Here is an 18,478-nt window from a genome sequence, read left to right as displayed (position 1 = left end):
TTGACAAATTGCAATTATATTATAGAATTAATTCATTGAATTTATTCGTCGAATTAATTCTATAAAGATAAGGAGGCATCTAATGAATAAAATATTAACTTCAATACTTTGTATTTTTTTAATATCCTGTTCTTCTAATAATTTTAATTCCGAAAGAAAAGAAGCAACAGAACATACAAAAAAAGAAAATGAAAAATTAAAAAACTATTTGCCATTTGATGATAATACAGATTTTGAAAATGCTAAAAGAGGCTTCATAGAAACTTCAGATGATAATATATCTTTTCCCTTCATATCGAATCAGCCTGCCCCAGATACTGTTAATCCTTCCCTATGGAGGCAGGCTCAATTAAATAATATATCAGGTTTATTTGAAGTAACTCCAGATATATATCAAGTAAGAGGTTTTGATTTAGCTAATATAACTTTTGTAAGAGGAGATACAGGCTGGATTGTAATAGATGTACTGACAACAAAAGAATCAGCATCTAAAGCAATAGAATTATTTAGAAAGTATAAAGGAAATGATCCAATAACAGGAGTAATATTTACACATTCTCATGTTGATCATTTCGGAGGAATAAGAGGAGTTATAGAAAACAATAATATACCTATTGTAGCGCCTGAAGGATTTTTTGAGGAAGCTGTATCAGAAAATCTTTTAGCAGGCAATGCTATGAGCAGACGTTCTTCTTATATGTACGGAGGACTTTTGCCAAAAGATGAAAAAGGTACAGTTGATGCAGGACTTGGTAAATTGGTAGCAACTGGAACTCCAGGAATAATAAGACCAAATAAAATAATATCTAAAGACTATGAATCATACACAATAGACGGAATAGAATTTCAATTTTTAATGGCTCAAAATACTGAAGCTCCAGCAGAGTTTATGATTTATATACCAAAATACAGAGCAGCATCAAGTGCTGAAGTAATGAATCATACACTTCATAATTTATCAACATTAAGAGGGGCAAAAACAAGAGATTCTCTTATATGGACTAAGGCTATAGAAAAATCAAAAGAGTTTTTAAAAGACAGAACTGATGTATTATTTGGTTCTCATCACTGGCCTATATGGGAACAAAGCAATATAGATGATTTTCTAAATAAACATGGAGATTTATATAAATATATTCATGACCAAACTTTAAGATATGCTAATATGGGATACACGCCAATAGAAATAGCAGAAAAAATACAAATACCAGATAGTTTGACAAAAGAATTTTATAATAGAGGTTATTATGGTTCTGTAAATCATGATGTAAAAGCTGTTTATGATTTTTATTTTGGTGCTTGGTGGGACGGAAATCCTGCTAATTTATATAAGCTTCCTCCTGAAGAATCAGCAAAAAGATATGTTGAGTTTATGGGAGGAGAGGATAATATCATAAAAATGGCTAAAAAATCTTATGATGAAGGCGATTACAGATGGGTTGTTGAAGTTCTCAATAATGTAATATTTGCTAATCCTAATAATGAAAATGCAAGAAAACTCAGTGCTGATGCTATGGAACAGCTTGGATATCAAAGTGAATCTGCAGTTTGGAGAGCTTATTTGCTTACTGGTGCTTATGAACTTAGAAATGAAATAGATCAAAATATGAAAGCTCCTCAAACTACATCATTAGATATGATAAATGCATTATCTGCTGAAAACATGTTTGAATATATATCAGTTGCTTTAAATCCTGATAAAGTAAAAGATAAAAATATATCAGTACTTTTTAATATCACAGATGATAATAAATATCTTGTAAAAATAGAAAACTCTGTATTAAAATACAAAAAATATAATAATGAAAATACTGACTATACAATAGATATTAATATGTCAGATTTTAAGAAAGCATTATTTACTAAAAAGGCTGATGATTTAAATATTAACAACAAAGATGCATTTAATGAGTTTTTATCCTACTTTGACACTTTCCAATATTGGTTTAACATAGTTACACCTTAATAATTCTTTTTCAAATGAATGCGGCGGGTATATAAAATGCCTGCCGTAATTATTATAAAAAATTAATATTATGATGAAAATTTTTAATTTGTAATTTTTTTTATTGTTCTTTTTCCCGCCGCAAAAGAACCAAAAAGTGCAAATGTAAAATTAGTGCTAAATAATACTAATTTTGTTTTACATATAATATAAACTATTAATTTAAGTTAAAATATAGCCTTTCTCCGAAGGCGGGCTTCGCCTGTGGCAATACCACAGGCACTCCCTTCGGTTGCAAAAAAAGTGGGGTGCTGCGTAAGCACTCAGAGCGGTGGGCTAAGGCCCTGCAAATATTTTAAATTTAAAAAAATTTATTTTTGACAAAATATAGTTGTTTAGGTATATATAAACAATTATATTTTTTGCTTTTTAATTATTATTTTTATTATTATCAAAGAATAAAAAATTAATATTATTAATACATAAACATAGCGTCGCCGTAAGAAAAAAATCTATAATTATTTTCTATAGCTAGCTTATAAGAATTCATTATATTATCATAACCAGCAAAAGCACTAACCATAGCAAGCAATGTAGAATGCGGAGTGTGAAAATTAGTAATCAAAGCATCAACGCATTTAAACTTATAAGGCGGATAAATAAATATATCAGTAGAACCTTCCATTCTTTTAAAATCATAATTATCGTATTCGCTTTCTAAAACTCTTGCAACAGTAGTTCCGCATGATACAACTCTCCTACCCTCTTTTTTGGCATTTATAATAATATCATAACTTTCTTTAGGTATTATAAATTTTTCTTCATGCATAACATGATTGCGTAAATCATCTTCTTTTAAAGGATTAAAAGTAGAAAAACCTACATGCAATGTAACATAGCAGACAGTAATTCCCATAGACTTTATTTTCTCTAAAAGCTCTTTAGTAAAATGAAGTCCAGATGTAGGAGATGCAATACTTCCCTCATTTTTGGCATATACATTCTGATAAAATTCTTTGTCTTTATCATTGTACTCTTCTTCGCCTTTCTTTTTTCTGCTTTGAATAATATACGGAGGAAGCGGAACTTTACCTATAGCATCTAAAATTTCACTTGTTAATGGTTTAGAAAATTTTATTAATTTAGTTGATATATTATCTTTCTCCAATACTGCCTCAATATTTCCAACATTCTCTAAATTGCTATAATCTAAATACAATATATCTTTTTCTTTTATATTCTTCCCTTTTATTAAACATTCCCAAGTACTGTCATCATCATTGAATTTATTAAGAAGCAATATTTCAACATTACCGCCGGTATTCTTCTTTGCATATATTCTAGCTGGTATTACCTTACTGTCATTTAATACCAAAATATCATCTTTATTAAGATAATTAATTATATCAGAAAAAATTTTATGCTCAATTTCTCCTGTAGATTTATTTAATATCATTAACTTACAATGATCTCTCTCATAATTTGGAGTTGTAGCTATTAAATTTTCAGGTAAATAAAAATTATAGGTTTCTTTATTTAAATAATCTATCATAACTTTTTATCACTTTTTTAAAAAATTAGAATGTTACTATTATCTTTCTTTGTCTTAAAAATTTGGTAAGACTTTTTTTAGTTGAAGAACTAGATTTTACTATAGCGTATTCATCATTAATCTTTGTTATAATAATGCCTTTTCTTTTAGCCTCATAAATTATTTCTTCTAATTTATTTGCATCTTTTATTATAACAAGAGTAACATTATCATATACATAAGAAATAATTCCTCTTTCATACCATCGCTTTATACTAGTTTCTATATGTTTTGGAATCTCTACATTATTATCTAATAATATATTTTTTAATACTACCAAAAATTTATTAAAAGAATATTCTGACTCTTCATCGCTTATAATAGTTTTTCCTTTTAATACGCTTTCTTCAGTCATAGTATAAGTATATACTGTTTCCTGCTTATCAAGTTCAAAATATAAATTGCACATATAAATAAAATTATTAGAAAACAAATAATGATTTATCAATGTAAGTTCAAAATTTCCATTAATGAATGATCTTCTGAAATTATTTTCTTCTGTATAAGTATTTATATTTTTAATTGCAAGTATAGCATTCTCATAAAAAGATACTTCAGCAATACCAAGAATAAACATAGAATAAATAATATTATTATATGTTTCAGCTGTTATAGAAAGATTATATTTTTCTTTCAATTTCATAAATAGTACAGATTTTGATATGCTTTCTTTTTCTATAATTGAAAAAATATGCTTATAATAATCAGAATAATTTTTATAAACAATTTTTGTTATAGATTCAATTCTCTCTTCTATAGAAGATGAAAGATATTTTTTTATATTATCATATTCTAATAATATAGAATTTTTATTATCCAATTTAATTAAATCTAATTTTAAGCATATATTCAATATTGTAGAAGAATCTAAATTATTAGTTAAAAAATTTATATTAATATCATCAGTAGATAATCTCTGAACATCGCATTCATATATAAAAGTATCAATATCATTTAATATATTAAAATGATTGTATATAAAGACAGAACTTTCAATATTATCTTTCAAACTTTTCTCTAAATTCTCTATAACATTTTTATTATTTACAGCTACATAAACTCTAAGATCATTTTGGTGAAAATAAACAGAAAGAATATTGGATTTGCACAAAGTGAATAATTCATCATCATCTATTTTTGCTTTATTATATTCTACAATATTTCCATTTTCATATATATGAATAATTTTATGAAGATATTTTTTATAAGCATTAGCAGTATATGAAGCATCTACATAATAAGGAATTTTAATATCATCTTTTAAGATTATACTTTCTATTATTGATTTTACATTAGGCAGAAAATACAAAGTATCATCATGAGAATTTAATCTTCTTCTTTTTATTTTTAAATATAAAAGTCCTGATTTTTTTATTTCATTTATATAATCAAAAAAAGCCGGTACTTGCTTTTGACTATACTTAAGTGAATATGCTATATCTATAGAATTTAATTCTTTACTTTCATTTTTAAGTACATAAAGAACTATGTCTTTGGCTTCTTTAGATAAAGCATAAAATTTAAAAGAAACTATTGAAACATTTGAAGATTTAATTTCTAAATCCTCTATATTTTTAGCCTTCCAAATTTTGAATAAGTCTTTTAAAGTATCTTTAGAAATTTGATCATACATATTTTTATCTTTACTTTTATTTAATTATAAAATATTTGAAGAAGCCCTGTTCTACATCATCAGGTCTTTTTGATTGTATCCAAGCAATCATAGGCTGACCTTTTATATGTCTGTAAGGAACCAATCCCCACATTCTACTATCGCAGCTTTGATCTCTATTATCTCCCATAACAAAGAAATAATCCTCAGGAACATTGTATATATATTCATCAGGTCTGTCTTTAGCATTAGGAACATATATATTCATCCAATACGATAATTTAATATCATCGCTTACCACTTTATCATTAATATACACTTCAAAAGAACTAAAATCATTATAATAGTCATCTCTGTCAACTAACTTTTTAAATATTATAACATCACCCTTTTTAGGAACATAAATAGGTCCATATATATCTATACGAGGAACAAACTCCCTATCATTTCCATAAAAGAAATAACCCCATTTATCTTCTATTTCATTACCATTTATAATTATTTTTTTATTTCTAATTTCAACAGTTTCTCCGGCAGTAGCTATAACACGTTTTACAAATTCTTTTCTAGGATCTAAATCCACAGTTTTAAGCCCTAAAAATAAAGGAACTGGAGCCATATGAGTTCCTCCAGTAAGTTTCTCTCCTATATAATCAGCAAGTAAAAATCTAGGATCCCAAGTAAAAGGAGTAAGAGAAAATATCATAACAGGAAGTTTGAGCATCTGCACTAAAGGTGAAGGCTCATAATAAGGCATAGCAGATTCGCATTGCCAAGAAGCTGAAGGGGGAGCTCTGAATACAACTAAATCACCCCTTTGAGGAGATTTAATCTTTGGAAGTCTATAGCCTAAAAGTCCGTCTGTAAATGGAAGTTTTACTCCATATACAAATCTATTAGCAAAAAGCCTATCTCCAGGCATAATTACAGGTATCATAGAACCTGTAGGAATTTGATAATTCTGTATTAAAAATGTATTTATAAGAAGCACTATTACTATAGCGTATAATATTTCTTTTAAAGTATGTTTAAAATTACGGCATTCGCCTATTATAGTTTCTGTAATATTTTTTATAGGATTCTCCATTAATTTAACCCCTTCCAATAATAAATATTGATGTAAAAGTATATAATAAAACATATAAAATAGCAATTATAATTTACAACTATATTATATAAATTATCTAATTAATAAACATTCATCTTTTATTTACAAAAAATAAATAGGTTATATAATATATGAACAAAATGTTTATCTTATGGAGATAATATTGAAAAAAATATTATTGTTATTTACACTTATTATAACATTATCATCATGTGCCGCCAAAGTGCATTTAATAGAAGATTCTTTTTACGGAGAAAGATTCTATCAAACAGATTATATTTCCATGAGCTATTGGTCAGAAACTATCAAATTCAGATTAAAAAGTGTAAGCGGTTATAATAATATAATATTAGAAGTGCAGTACATAGCAGACAGCTCATTTAATATAACAGACACAAATAAAATAGTATTGAAATTTGAAGATGGAACATATTTAATTCTTCATTATACATCTCTTATGCCTAAAACAGAAAGTGAAATAATATATGGTACTTCTATATATTTTATGGATACTTCCTATGTTGATAGAAGCTACAGTATCAATGCTGAAAACACTATAAAAGAAATGAAAGTTTTAACTGATATAAGAGTAGAAACTGCTGATGGATTCAAAAATTTGAAAGTAAAAAAAGATGCCGCAAATGATTTAATAAGACTTTATAATGAAATGCAGGATTTATTAGCAAAAAATCAATAATAATGTAAAATATATTTCATATAATTATTTTGATAAAAAGATTAAAAAATTATATAAATCATATTGACAAATATAAAAATAGCTATATATTACATCTCGTTTTATTAATTAGACCGAATTTATACTTTAATTTTATTTTATAACAACTTTTATTAAAAGAGATTATACTATGAATACCAATTCAATGAAATTTAACAACGGTAAAAAAACTCTTTTCGGAAATTTTGATTTTTATAAATTATGCATATCAATTGCAGTGCCTGTAATGCTTCAGCAGCTTATAATGGGTATGGTATCTTTAATTGATAACTTTATGGTAGCAGAATTAGGAGATATAAAAATGGCTGCTGTAAATGTATCTAATCAATTAAACTTTATATATTTGGTAATACTTAATACATGTTATGGTGCAGGCGGGATATATATGGCTCAAAATAATGGGGCTGATAATAAAGAAGGCATGCAGCAGGCATTTAGATTTAAAGTGATACTTCCGCTTGTAATTTCTATTTCCTATATGATATTAATGCTTGTTAATCCTGAAATATTTATGAGATTAATGACTAGAGGAAATGCATCTCAAGAAGAAATACTATTATCAAGTACAAAATATATGAGTATAATAGCATTTACTTTTATACCTATATCAATATCCGGTGCTATAGGAACATCATACAGAGAGATAGGAAAACCTCATATTCCTCTTATAATATCTGTTATAGCTACATTCTGTAATACTCTTGGAAATTATATACTTATATATGGAAATTTCGGAGCCCCTAGACTTGAAGAAAAAGGTGCTGCCATTGCCACATTAATAGCTAGAATAATAGAAATGATTTTATTTATAGTGTATATAAAACTTCATAAAGAAAAATTTTATGTAAGAACTAGAGAAATACTTAAAGTAAAATTAAATGTATTTTATTCAATGCTTAAAAAATCAAGTTTAATATTTTTGAGTGAAATAAGCTGGGGATTAAGCGAAATGTTTATGACAGCTTTATATAATAGCAGAGGCGGAGCTGAAACTGTGGCAGGAATGGCTTCAGGATTCACTATAGCTAATATATTCTATTTAGTTTTTCAGGGAATATTTGTATCTACTATGGTAGTTGTAGGAGGTACTCTTGGACGAGGTGAATTGGAAGATGCTAGAAATAAGGCAAGATGGATATTAAACGGTTCTGTTATAGCAGGTTTAGTAGTTGGGCTAGTACAAATGTCATCTACTCTATTAATACCTTTTATATTTTCAAAACTTACTATAGACGCCCAGGCAATAACAAGAAATTTAGTAATACTTATAGCATGTTACATGCCTGTATGGACGTATATTAATGCTCAGTTTGCGGTTTCAAGAGCTGGAGGAGATACTGTATTTGGTTTTGCTGTTGATGTGCCTGTATCATTACTTATGTTTGCCCCTTTAGCTTTGATATTAGCAAAATTTACTGCTGTAGGACCTGTGGCTATGTTTGGCATAGCTAAATTAACAGACTTTGCAAAAATTACAGTAGGTGTTATAATGCTAAAAAAAGAAAGATGGGTTAGAAAACTTACAGAATAACACCATTATGTTTTATATGTAAGACAATAAATAACAAGTAAAAAATCTTATAAGTAAGTAAATACTTAATAAACTAATTCCGATTATATAAACGGTATTTTATTTTTTGTTAATTTTATTTTTCTACTTTTAATATATTAAAATTAACTTATAATAGTATTATATTTGATTAATTGCAGAGGATTTATGAATTACGATTTTTCTCTTATAACATTAGAATTAGGAATTCCTGTTATAGCAACTATTATATCAATAGTTGGTATAATATTATATGCTTACATATATTTTCAGCTATACGAAGAATCACAGGCTATTATATTACTTGTAGGTTTTTTATCTTTTTTATTTTCAGGATTAGAAGCAGCAAATATAATAACATCTTTACACAGTCCTCATAATAATTTAGCACTTAATATGTATAAATTTGAACAGTTAGCTTTATCTTTAACTATAATACCATGGATGATGTATATACGAAATAAACTGACTTTAAGCGAATATTTCCATTCTATTTTAAATAAACTATATATAGCTATTATATTTATATTAATACTTTTATTTGCTATTGCCCTTTTATACCCTCAGCTTTTCATATCAACAGAGCAACCTATAAGTTCATTAAATGAAACTATGAAATACAGTATAAAAAGCAGAGGAGAATTGGGAACTGTATATATATTAAGGGATTTTGTATTTACAATATACTATTTTGTAATTATATGTTCATTTATATATGAAATGACTGTAAATAAAAAATTTAAGGAAAATATTCTTTTATTGATATTAATTGGATTAATATCATTAGCATTTTTTGATGATTTTAATGGAATATCAATATATACAAAATATTCAAGTAATTTCTTAATCTTTAATAATTCTACATTTAGTAGAATTACTTTAGTATATGCTATATTTAATATTATAATGATATATTTATCAGTAAGCAGATTTATTTCAGCAGTATATAAGAAAACAACTCAGTATTATGATTTAGAGAGTATAAAAGCTCAGGACTCTATAATAATTAATACAGCTATAAATACAGCTGAAAAATTATCTGAATTAAAAGAAAATTTCTCTGAATCTGTTAATAATTTAGTTAGTAAAGTGGAAAATACATATTCTACTATTAATAATTTAAAAAATGATATAAATAAAGTAATTGAATATACTAATGAATTTATCACTATAGAAAATTTTCAAATAAATGACGGAAAAATTAATATAACAAAAATAAATGAATTAATAGAAACATATCCTAATTTACAGGCTTCAGTAGAATTACAGAAAAAAACACTTGAAGAATCCAACTTAAAATTACATGACTCTGTAGAAAAAATTTATGCTTTACAGGCTCAAAGCAGATATATAGTAACTATGTTTGAAGATTTACAAAATAAATTGGAAATAGAAAAAAGCAATTTTATTAAGGAATTTGCTAAATCTGAAACTTTCGGACAATTAAATTTCCAGATAAATAGAATTATATCATTTATGACAAATATGTCTGATAAAACTAAAACTCTTGCAATCAATTCTAGTATACAAGCTTCAAAAGCTGGAGAATGGTATACTAACTTCTCTGTAGTATCTAAAGAGGTTACTGAATTGGTTAGTGAAACATCTCAGGCCACTAATAGAATGCAGGATTTATTATTTCAAATAGAAGATATATTTAAAAAATATACATATTCAAGTAATAATATTAATAATAATATGTCTCAATTATCATCAGAAATTTCTATGCACTATGAAAGAATCAATAAATTTAATATTAACATGGAAAAACAAAATGATTACAATATGAATATTATAAAAAATACTGATAAAATGCATAATTCTATATCAAACATGACAAATATAATCATTAATGAAGAAAATGATTTTTTAAATATCAAAACTAGAATAGAGGAAATTAATGATTATGTAATTGATATATCAGAAAAAGCATATATAGAAAATTCTGAGGTGAAAAACCTTATGAGGGATATGAATAAGCTTTTAGCTACATCTGATGATTTGGAATCTATAACTAATAAACTTAATGAGGAAATGAAAAAATTCTTAGAATATACAGATGATTTAGAAACTAAAGTAGATGAATATTCTAAAGTTATGTAAAAGGAATAGCTATGAATATATTTTCAAATTTAATATATGGATATAATATAACAGTAATACAATTATTAGCACCTATAATTGGTATTTCTTTAATGTCAGTTTTTATTATGATATATTTGTTATTATCTATAAAAACAAAAAAAGTTACATATATTACTATTTCAGTTACTTTATCATTTATATTCATATATAATATTATATCTCTTATTATAATATTTTTATCTACTTACGGATCAAAGCAAGTTAATCCAAATTTATCTATGGTGCTGTATTTAGCGAATAATATAATACTGCTTGTAGCAATAGTATTAATGCCTATAAACTCAAAAAGTTTTATATCAAAAAATAAAAATTTGATGAATTTAAATAATACTGTATTTGTAATAATACTTATATTATCTATTGCTTTGATAGTAGCTAGTATAATGTATCCTAGAAGATTCATTACAGTTACAATTAATTATTATGAATCAGAGACTAATACAGATTCATACTATATAAAAGCTGTTGGACTATTTTATCTATTTAAAAATTATATCATTTTATTAGTATTTTTAATTATGTTTATATCTACTTTAACAGATATGATAATGAATTATGATTATAAAACTAATGTACTTATGATTATATCAATAGTTATAGCATTAGTATTAATAGTAAGATATTTATATTTAGAAAAAACTTTGGATAATATTGGTTTTGATAGAATAGGATTTGCTATAGTAATATCATCATCATTCAGATCCATATCTATATTCTCATCTTTCGCTAAAAATGCTTTAGAGTCAATAAAGAAAGAAAGTGTATTAAATAATAAATTGCATCTAAATTTAAAAACATTAAATAACATAGATAAGATATCTGAACAATTAAATATAATAGACAAAAATTTAATGGACACATCTATGTTCGTTTTTGAAATAGATAAAGAAGCAAAAGATGCATATAATATAATAAGCTCTAAAATAGATTCTATTTTGGAAGCAAATGACAGATTGATAGAAGCTAAAAATAGCAAAAAAAATATAATAAAAGACGGATTAAAATATACCAATACTATATTTACATTCTTTGATAAATATAAATCGCAGATGCAGGAACATTTCAGAGTATTAAATCAAACTATTTCTAATATGAAAGAGTCAGATTTCTCTAATGAACAAATAATGTCATTGAAAAATGAATTAAGACTTATAAAAGAAAGTTTTAAAGAAACTTCTAATAAATTTTTAAACGCCATAATGGATTCTGCAAATCAATTTAAAGATGTAAACAGCATTACAGAATCTATATATAATACAATAGAATATATTAAATCAATAACTAATAAAACTAATCTTCTATCCATTAATGCAGGAATTCAAGCATCTAAAGCAGGATTTTATGGTAAAAGTTTCTCAGTAGTAGCAAAAGAAATAGGTACTTTATCCTTTGAAATATCTAAAGGAACAGAATCAATAGAAAAAATGCTTACTGATATATTTGCAGGATTGGTTATGATAGAAAATTCTTCATTTTATATAAAAGACAGATGTAATATAATAGCAAAAGAAATAAATAGAATATCTGATACTATAGATAAATTTATTGAAGAAATGGAAAATAATATAAATAATGATTCTAAAAAATTGAGCCACTTTAAATCTTTAGAGCAGTATAATGAAGTAATGTCAAATATATTGGTAAATCAAAATTTAATAGTTTTATCAATAAAAGAAAATATATCTGCTATGCTTGAGGTTCAAAATAACTTAAATTCTAAAATAGAATATCAGAATCAAGATGTATACAAAATATTTAATAATTTTAATAATGTAATAAAATCTAAAGATGATCTTAATGAAATAACTAAAAAAATAGGAAACTATTCTTCATTCTCTCATACCGATATAGAAGCATTATCAAATATTATTAATACGCATAGAAAGAAAAGCAGCTTTACATTTGCCCCTATAATAGCTTTATTAAAGAAATCATCAAATGTTTAGTAATATTGATATACTATTAATTACAATATTAGCTTTTGCTTTAATATATGGATTATATAAGGGATTAATATCAACTATAATCCCTGTTATAGCCATAATAATAACATTTGTAATAGCACCATTAATATATAATCATATGTCCAAATATTTTGATCATTCATTTATATTAAAAGTGATATCTTTAATAGCCACCTACTCTATCATTAGAATAATACTTTCAAAAGTTGAAAAAAGTATAAAAGATATACTAAAAATTATATATCTATCTTGGGTGGATAGAATAATTGGAGCAGCAGCATTATTATTTATATCAACAGCTATAATTTATTTGATAGTAGGAATAATTATAACTTTATCTCCTGAAAACACTCAGATATTTTCAAAATCAATTATAATAAATTATATATTTGCTTTATTTCATAATGTATTTTTATCATTTGAACAAGATAATTACATGGTGCATTTTATATATAACTCTATTGCATAAAAACCATTTAACATATTTTATTAAATCTTATTTTATTACATATAATTGACAATAAATTTTTTTTAATATATCATATATGCTATTATTACAAATTTTTTATAAGGAAGTAAAATTATGAAAACAGTAGATGCTAGAGGCATACCTTGCCCAAAACCATTAATTTTAACAAAAACTGCAATAACAAATGCTGCTCTTAATGAAGAAATAGAAGTATTGATAGATGATGAAGTGGCATTTCACAATATTACAGACTTTTTAAAAAATAACGGCATAACATATACAAACGAAGGTAAAAATTTCAAGATTATTAAAAATAAAGATTTATCTTCTAATGATACTAATAAAGAAAAATCTTCAGGTCCTGTTATAGCTGTTATAGATAAAAAGGTTATGGGACAGGGAAATGATGAACTTGGCGAATTATTATTAAAAGCATTTTTAGGAGCATTAAAAGATGCTAACCCAAAACCAGAAGCATTATATTGCTATAATGGAGGAGTTTATTTAGGTGTTGAAGAGCCTTATAAAACTTTATTACAAGAATTAAGAGATGCAGGAATAAAAATATTTTTCTGCGGTACTTGTGTTAAATTTTATGAATTAAATGAAATAAAAGTTGAAGAACAAACTAATATGCTTGGTATTATAGAAGCTATGGCTAATGCTTCTGCCGTTATAAGAGCATAAAAAATTAAAACTGTATTATGAAAAATTATTATTTTGATAACTCCACTACTAGTTTTCCAAAGCCGAAAGAAGTTGCAGAAGAAATGTATAATTTTTTAATGAATATAGGCGGAACTTATGGAAGAGTTAATACTAAAAGAGGTAAAGAAACCACTCAAAAAATAGAAGAATGCAGAGATTTATTAGCTGAAAACTTTTTGGGGGTAAAAGATGCCTCAAATATAGTATTTACACCAGGGGCTACAAGATCAATAAATGATATACTTATAGGACTGGATTTAAATAACTGCAAAATCTTAATATCGGCTTTGGAACATAATGCCGTAGTAAGACCAATACATAAATTAAGTAAAAATAAAAATGTAGAGTATAAAATAATACCATCTTTAGATGGAGGAATAGTAAACATAGAAGCGCTTTCTGAAATAATAAAAAAAGAAAAGATATCATTAGTTATTATTAATATGGAAAGTAATATAAGCGGAGTTATACAGCCTATAAAAAAAATAAAAGAAACTATAGGAGATATACCATTACTTGTGGATGCTACCCAATCTGTAGGCATACATGATATAAAAGCAGATGAATGGAATATAGATTTTATAGCTTTTACAGGACATAAGGGACTTCTTGGCCCTACAGGTACAGGAGGTTTCTATGTTAAAAATCCTGAAAAGTTAAATCCGGCATATTTTGGAGGCGGTTTTGGTGATGGCTATGAAACTCCGTATAGTATACCTGAAATATATGAATCTGGTACTCCAAACACTGTTGGAATAATAGGACTTTTAGCAGCATTGAAGAACAGACCTAATTGGAATATTAATATAGATGATATAATTTACACAATAAAAAAAATAGAAGATATGAATAAATATAAAGTTATATGGTCTAAAAATAAAGATACTCAAGGATTTTTATTTTCTATAGCAGATATTGACAGCAGTATAAATATGTCTAATCTTGCTCATAAGCTATATGAAGATTATAATATAGAATGCCGATATGGTTTTCACTGTTCATTTTTAGCCCATAACTTTTATAAAAATGATAACGGTGCTTTACGATTTTCTTTTTCACCTTATACAACGAAAGAAGATTTAGAATATTTAATAAATGTATTAGGAAAGTAATTATGGTAAAAAGTTTTTGTTATTTACAAACTCCAAGAGATTTGATTAAGGCTGAAAAAATTTTACTAGACGCTGGTATAGAAGTTGTTGTTCGCCCTGCTCCTGAACCTGTATTTGGCGTATGCAATATGGCTATAGATATAGAAGATAAAGATAAATTATATATTATATCATTACTTGAAGCTGCTGGATTAGTTGTAACTATTAAAGATATGGAATAATTTTGAATCATAATTAAATTATTGGGCTATTCTTATAATCCCACCCTTTAGGTTTTCTATCAACTATGTCGTTTTTATCTAATATTTATTTTAAACTTCATCTGTTATTTTTATCCCCACCCTAGTTTTGATTAGAATTGATATCTACTCAACGCACGTTAAAAGAAATAAAAAATAAAGATAAATTAATAATTCAAATTTAATTATATTCATAGCGAAGTTCAGCGTGCGTTAAATAAAATAAAAAATATAATAAAAATTGGGCGGGCATGCTTTTATGAATTAAGCAAAAAATATAGAAAAACTTTATATGCATATAACATAAAAAGCATAAAGGGCGAGATTTAAAATATAAATTTTGATTATTAATAATAAAAAATAAGAGCTTACTTTTTATTAAGTAAGCCCTTATTTATGGAAAACTTTTAATAATAGATAGTGTCTTTATTTAGCCATAATTGTACCAACATACATTTTATCAGTTCTAATACCAGGTTTGATTTCACCATTGATAGAATATATTTTGTTTCCTATCAATATTAAACCTTCTCCGCAAGGAGCATCAAAAGGAACTTCCCCTATTGTTTTCCAAGTATTAGATTCACAATTATAAATTAATATGTTACTGTTCCAATTAAATTCATAAGGATCAGCACCAAAATATTTTGCTCTGAAATCAGCTAATGCCGCATCTTTAAGATTTCCTAAATTATAAACAGCATCATCATAAACAGCTTTGTTAAATCCGCCTATAGCAAGCATTTCTGTTTCATTAAGTTTAACAGATACAGCACCAAGCAAAGATATTCCTTCACCATTCAAAGCTACATCAGCAACTTTTTCCCAAGTATCATTAGCGAAATCATATTTATAACCATCAGTATAAGCAGTAGCATCACCGCCGCTGAATACATATATGTTTCCGTTTAATAACTGAGCAACAGCCTGAGTTCTGCTTGCCTCACCAGGTACAGGAGCTAATTCTTTAGCTTCTTTAGTAGTCAAATCATACTCACAAACTTTGTTGCTTCCTTTACCTGCTTGTTTACCAGTGATAACATATAATTTATTATCTTTATAAACAGCTACACCATTTTGTAATGTGAAAGGTAAGTCGCCTATTTTTTCAACATTTAATTTATTATCTTTTAATGTAATAAATAATATATCATCATCAGCTTCAGGATTAGAAGAACCGCCTATATAGTATATTCCATTTGTAACAGTTACAGAAGCACCATATCCCAACTCATTTTCCCAATTAATATGCTCAACAACTTCTAATACGCCGTTTTTATCTTCAAGCATGTAAATATCAGAATAAGTTTTTTTAGCTCCGCCATTAAGTACAGACTCTTCAGGGAAATTAGCACCGCCGCCAACAACTATATATTTACCGCCTAAAGAACCATATAAAACTCCGGCAGTACCAATGTTTTTTTCCATTCCTGTTTGAGCAGGTAAATGTCCGCCCATTTCCCAAACTATTTTTTTATCAACTTTTGAATCTAATACATTAGCATTTGATGATGAAGATGCAGTATTAGTTGAACAGCTTAAAGCAAATATAGTAAATATAAATAATAATATTAAACCAATTTTTTTCATTTTTTATTTCCTTATAATAATTCTACTTTATATTATTTTTGATTTTTAATAGTAGTAGAATAAGTTAAACCTTTTATTTTTTCTGCAGATGGTTTTCCAAAAGCAAAAGAAGCTAATAAAGAACCAACTACACCAATACCTATGATTATGAATGAAATCATAAACTCAAAGATTTTTGGTTTAGCATATCCAGGTATAAATTTAGTAAGCATACCAGCAGGATCACTTACATAGAATGCTACTATAACAGAAAGAGCAAATCCAACCCATACAGCTTTACTTTCAACTTTATCAAAGAATATACCTACCAAGAATACAGCAGCTATAGGACCGCCTAAAAGACCTGTTATAGCTTGGAAATATAAGAACATATCACCTTGACCATTAAATATGAAGTAAATGGCAAGTAAAGTACTGAATATACCTACTATCCAGCTTGATAATCTAGCAAATTTTAATTTAGAAGCATCTTCCATTCCAGGTTTAAGATATTCTAATATATCAGCAGTCATACAAGTAGAAACAGAGTTCAAACTAGATGATACTGTAGATTGAGCAGCAGCAAATATAGCAGCTATTACAAGTCCAGATATACCAACAGGTAAAGCATTTACAACGAAATAAGGAAGTATAGCATTACCATTAACATTTTCAGGTAATGTAGTTTTGAAATGGAAGTAAATATATAAAGCAGAACCCATACCTATGAATATTATTACACTAGTACAAAGTAAAGGAACATTCATAAACAAACTTTTTTTAGATTCGTTTTCATCTTTGTTTGTAGCATATCTTTGAACTATATCCTGGCTGCCAACATAAGAATAAATAGAGTTAACAAATCCTCCAACTATCATAACCCAAATACTAGATTTAGCTAAGTCTAATGAGAAGAAATCAGGGCTTATGATTTTTCCGTCATCAGCTAAAAGTTTGAATCCTTGACCTATTCCTTCAGGAGCAGATGAGAAACCTACTATAATTACTAAGAAAGCACCTAAAAGAAGTACAACTGTTTGTATAGCATCAGACCATAATACTGCTTCTATACCTCCCATAGATGTATAAGCAACACAGAATATTGATACTATAACTGTTATTAAAACAGGGTTAAGAGTAGGAAGTACCTGCTGTATTGCCAATGTAGGAAGATAAATAACTATTGCCATTCTTACAACGTGGAAAAGTATGAATGTCAAACTGCCGACAAGTCTGAAAGAATTATCAAATCTTCTTCCTAAATATTCATAAGCAGTAGTAACATTAACTCTTCTAAAGAATGGTACAAAAGTATAAGCAGCCCATAATACCATTAAAATAATTCCTAGAGGAGCCATACCAAGCAGCCAGCTGTTATTATAAACAGAAGCAGGTATAGCTATAAATGAAATAGATGATAAAGCTGTAGCGTAAATACTCATAGCTGTTACCAAAGCAGGCACCCTTCCGCCAGCTTTGAAATAATCATCTGTAGATTTTGTTCTTCTAGCAAAGAACATACCAATTAAAAACATTACGATGAAATATAGTCCGATGACTACCCAGTCAAACCAATGCCAAGCCATATTTAGTTCTCCTATAAATAATATTGTTCACGTGAACAATTATAGTATAGTCAAATAAATTTGCGTTGTCAATAAAATATTAAAATAAATTAAATTTTATAATAAAAAAATTAGAATTATACAAAAAACGTACTAAAAATCATTT

General features: G+C 26.5%; 14 protein-coding genes. 9 read left to right on the top strand and 5 right to left on the bottom strand.

All coding sequences use genetic code 11. From position 1 onward, the window contains the following. Positions 1-82: 82 nt before the first annotated feature. Complete coding sequence (locus BHYOB78_RS03360) at positions 83-1,966, top strand: alkyl/aryl-sulfatase (protein WP_020064198.1); 1,884 nt, start codon at positions 83-85, stop codon at positions 1,964-1,966. 454 nt (positions 1,967-2,420) lie between these two features. Here BHYOB78_RS03360 and queA read toward each other — a convergent pair whose 3' ends face one another. From queA to lepB, 3 genes are read right to left on the bottom strand one after another with little or no spacing between them, the layout of a single operon-like run. Further along, positions 2,421-3,497 (bottom strand): tRNA preQ1(34) S-adenosylmethionine ribosyltransferase-isomerase QueA, encoded by a 1,077-nt coding sequence (queA, locus tag BHYOB78_RS03355; RefSeq protein WP_020064199.1) that lies wholly within the window; start codon positions 3,495-3,497, stop codon positions 2,421-2,423. A gap of 25 nt (positions 3,498-3,522) precedes the next feature. Beyond that, entirely contained in the window at positions 3,523-5,169 is a 1,647-nt protein-coding gene (locus BHYOB78_RS03350) for a hypothetical protein (protein WP_020064200.1), read from the bottom strand. Between the two features lie 16 nt (positions 5,170-5,185). Then, the gene (lepB, locus tag BHYOB78_RS03345) at positions 5,186-6,235 is read right to left on the bottom strand and encodes a signal peptidase I (protein ID WP_012671963.1); all 1,050 of its coding nucleotides are present in this window, start codon (positions 6,233-6,235) and stop codon (positions 5,186-5,188) included. A gap of 184 nt (positions 6,236-6,419) precedes the next feature. Here lepB and BHYOB78_RS03340 point away from each other — a divergent pair, with 184 nt between their 5' ends. The 8 genes from BHYOB78_RS03340 (at position 6,420) to BHYOB78_RS03305 (ending at position 15,160) form a co-directional block, all read left to right on the top strand. Further along, entirely contained in the window at positions 6,420-6,953 is a 534-nt protein-coding gene (locus BHYOB78_RS03340) for a hypothetical protein (RefSeq protein WP_226989556.1), read from the top strand. A 169-nt stretch (positions 6,954-7,122) separates the two neighbouring features. Then, a complete protein-coding gene (locus BHYOB78_RS03335; protein ID WP_020064201.1) occupies positions 7,123-8,523 on the top strand; it encodes an MATE family efflux transporter in 1,401 nt (466 codons plus the stop codon). A gap of 186 nt (positions 8,524-8,709) precedes the next feature. Further along, positions 8,710-10,644: a methyl-accepting chemotaxis protein gene (locus BHYOB78_RS03330; protein WP_012671960.1), complete on the top strand. Its 1,935-nt coding sequence runs from the start codon at positions 8,710-8,712 to the stop codon at positions 10,642-10,644. Positions 10,645-10,655: 11 nt separating this feature from the next. After that, entirely contained in the window at positions 10,656-12,632 is a 1,977-nt protein-coding gene (locus BHYOB78_RS03325; RefSeq protein WP_012671959.1) for a methyl-accepting chemotaxis protein, read from the top strand. Further along, the gene (locus BHYOB78_RS03320) at positions 12,625-13,119 is read left to right on the top strand and encodes a CvpA family protein (protein ID WP_020064202.1); all 495 of its coding nucleotides are present in this window, start codon (positions 12,625-12,627) and stop codon (positions 13,117-13,119) included. The genes BHYOB78_RS03325 and BHYOB78_RS03320 overlap by 8 nt, the downstream gene beginning before the upstream one ends. A gap of 114 nt (positions 13,120-13,233) precedes the next feature. Further along, a complete protein-coding gene (gene yedF / locus BHYOB78_RS03315) occupies positions 13,234-13,806 on the top strand; it encodes a sulfurtransferase-like selenium metabolism protein YedF (RefSeq protein ID WP_020064203.1) in 573 nt (190 codons plus the stop codon). A 17-nt stretch (positions 13,807-13,823) separates the two neighbouring features. Beyond that, positions 13,824-14,939, top strand: coding sequence for an aminotransferase class V-fold PLP-dependent enzyme (locus tag BHYOB78_RS03310; RefSeq protein ID WP_020064204.1), 1,116 nt, complete (start codon positions 13,824-13,826; stop codon positions 14,937-14,939). A gap of 2 nt (positions 14,940-14,941) precedes the next feature. Beyond that, the gene (locus tag BHYOB78_RS03305) at positions 14,942-15,160 is read left to right on the top strand and encodes a putative Se/S carrier-like protein (RefSeq protein ID WP_008728110.1); all 219 of its coding nucleotides are present in this window, start codon (positions 14,942-14,944) and stop codon (positions 15,158-15,160) included. Between the two features lie 444 nt (positions 15,161-15,604). Here the strand turns inward: BHYOB78_RS03305 and BHYOB78_RS03300 are convergent, their stop codons facing one another. Further along, a complete protein-coding gene (locus tag BHYOB78_RS03300; RefSeq protein WP_020064205.1) occupies positions 15,605-16,768 on the bottom strand; it encodes a cyclically-permuted mutarotase family protein in 1,164 nt (387 codons plus the stop codon). Positions 16,769-16,800: 32 nt separating this feature from the next. Continuing rightward, positions 16,801-18,333 (bottom strand): sodium:solute symporter family protein, encoded by a 1,533-nt coding sequence (locus BHYOB78_RS03295; RefSeq protein WP_020064206.1) that lies wholly within the window; start codon positions 18,331-18,333, stop codon positions 16,801-16,803. Positions 18,334-18,478 lie beyond the last annotated feature (145 nt).

Origin of the sequence: Brachyspira hyodysenteriae ATCC 27164 (genome assembly GCF_001676785.2) — a bacterium.
Lineage (GTDB): Bacteria > Spirochaetota > Brachyspiria > Brachyspirales > Brachyspiraceae > Brachyspira > Brachyspira hyodysenteriae.
The sequence above is the reverse complement of the archived record's forward strand: the minus strand, read 5'-3'. Positions and strand labels throughout refer to the sequence as shown.

Bases quoted from the DNA above. Each gene is read 5' to 3' on its own strand.
- BHYOB78_RS03360 (WP_020064198.1), top strand. From the start codon at position 83: ATGAATAAAATATTAACTTCAATACTTTGTATTTTTTTAATATCCTGT.
- queA (WP_020064199.1), bottom strand. From the start codon at position 3,497: ATGATAGATTATTTAAATAAAGAAACCTATAATTTTTATTTACCTGAA.
- BHYOB78_RS03350 (WP_020064200.1), bottom strand. From the start codon at position 5,169: ATGTATGATCAAATTTCTAAAGATACTTTAAAAGACTTATTCAAAATT.
- lepB (WP_012671963.1), bottom strand. From the start codon at position 6,235: ATGGAGAATCCTATAAAAAATATTACAGAAACTATAATAGGCGAATGC.
- BHYOB78_RS03335 (WP_020064201.1), top strand. From the start codon at position 7,123: ATGAATACCAATTCAATGAAATTTAACAACGGTAAAAAAACTCTTTTC.
- BHYOB78_RS03330 (WP_012671960.1), top strand. From the start codon at position 8,710: ATGAATTACGATTTTTCTCTTATAACATTAGAATTAGGAATTCCTGTT.
- BHYOB78_RS03325 (WP_012671959.1), top strand. From the start codon at position 10,656: ATGAATATATTTTCAAATTTAATATATGGATATAATATAACAGTAATA.
- BHYOB78_RS03320 (WP_020064202.1), top strand. From the start codon at position 12,625: ATGTTTAGTAATATTGATATACTATTAATTACAATATTAGCTTTTGCT.
- yedF (WP_020064203.1), top strand. From the start codon at position 13,234: ATGAAAACAGTAGATGCTAGAGGCATACCTTGCCCAAAACCATTAATT.
- BHYOB78_RS03310 (WP_020064204.1), top strand. From the start codon at position 13,824: ATGAAAAATTATTATTTTGATAACTCCACTACTAGTTTTCCAAAGCCG.
- BHYOB78_RS03305 (WP_008728110.1), top strand. From the start codon at position 14,942: ATGGTAAAAAGTTTTTGTTATTTACAAACTCCAAGAGATTTGATTAAG.
- BHYOB78_RS03300 (WP_020064205.1), bottom strand. From the start codon at position 16,768: ATGAAAAAAATTGGTTTAATATTATTATTTATATTTACTATATTTGCT.
- BHYOB78_RS03295 (WP_020064206.1), bottom strand. From the start codon at position 18,333: ATGGCTTGGCATTGGTTTGACTGGGTAGTCATCGGACTATATTTCATC.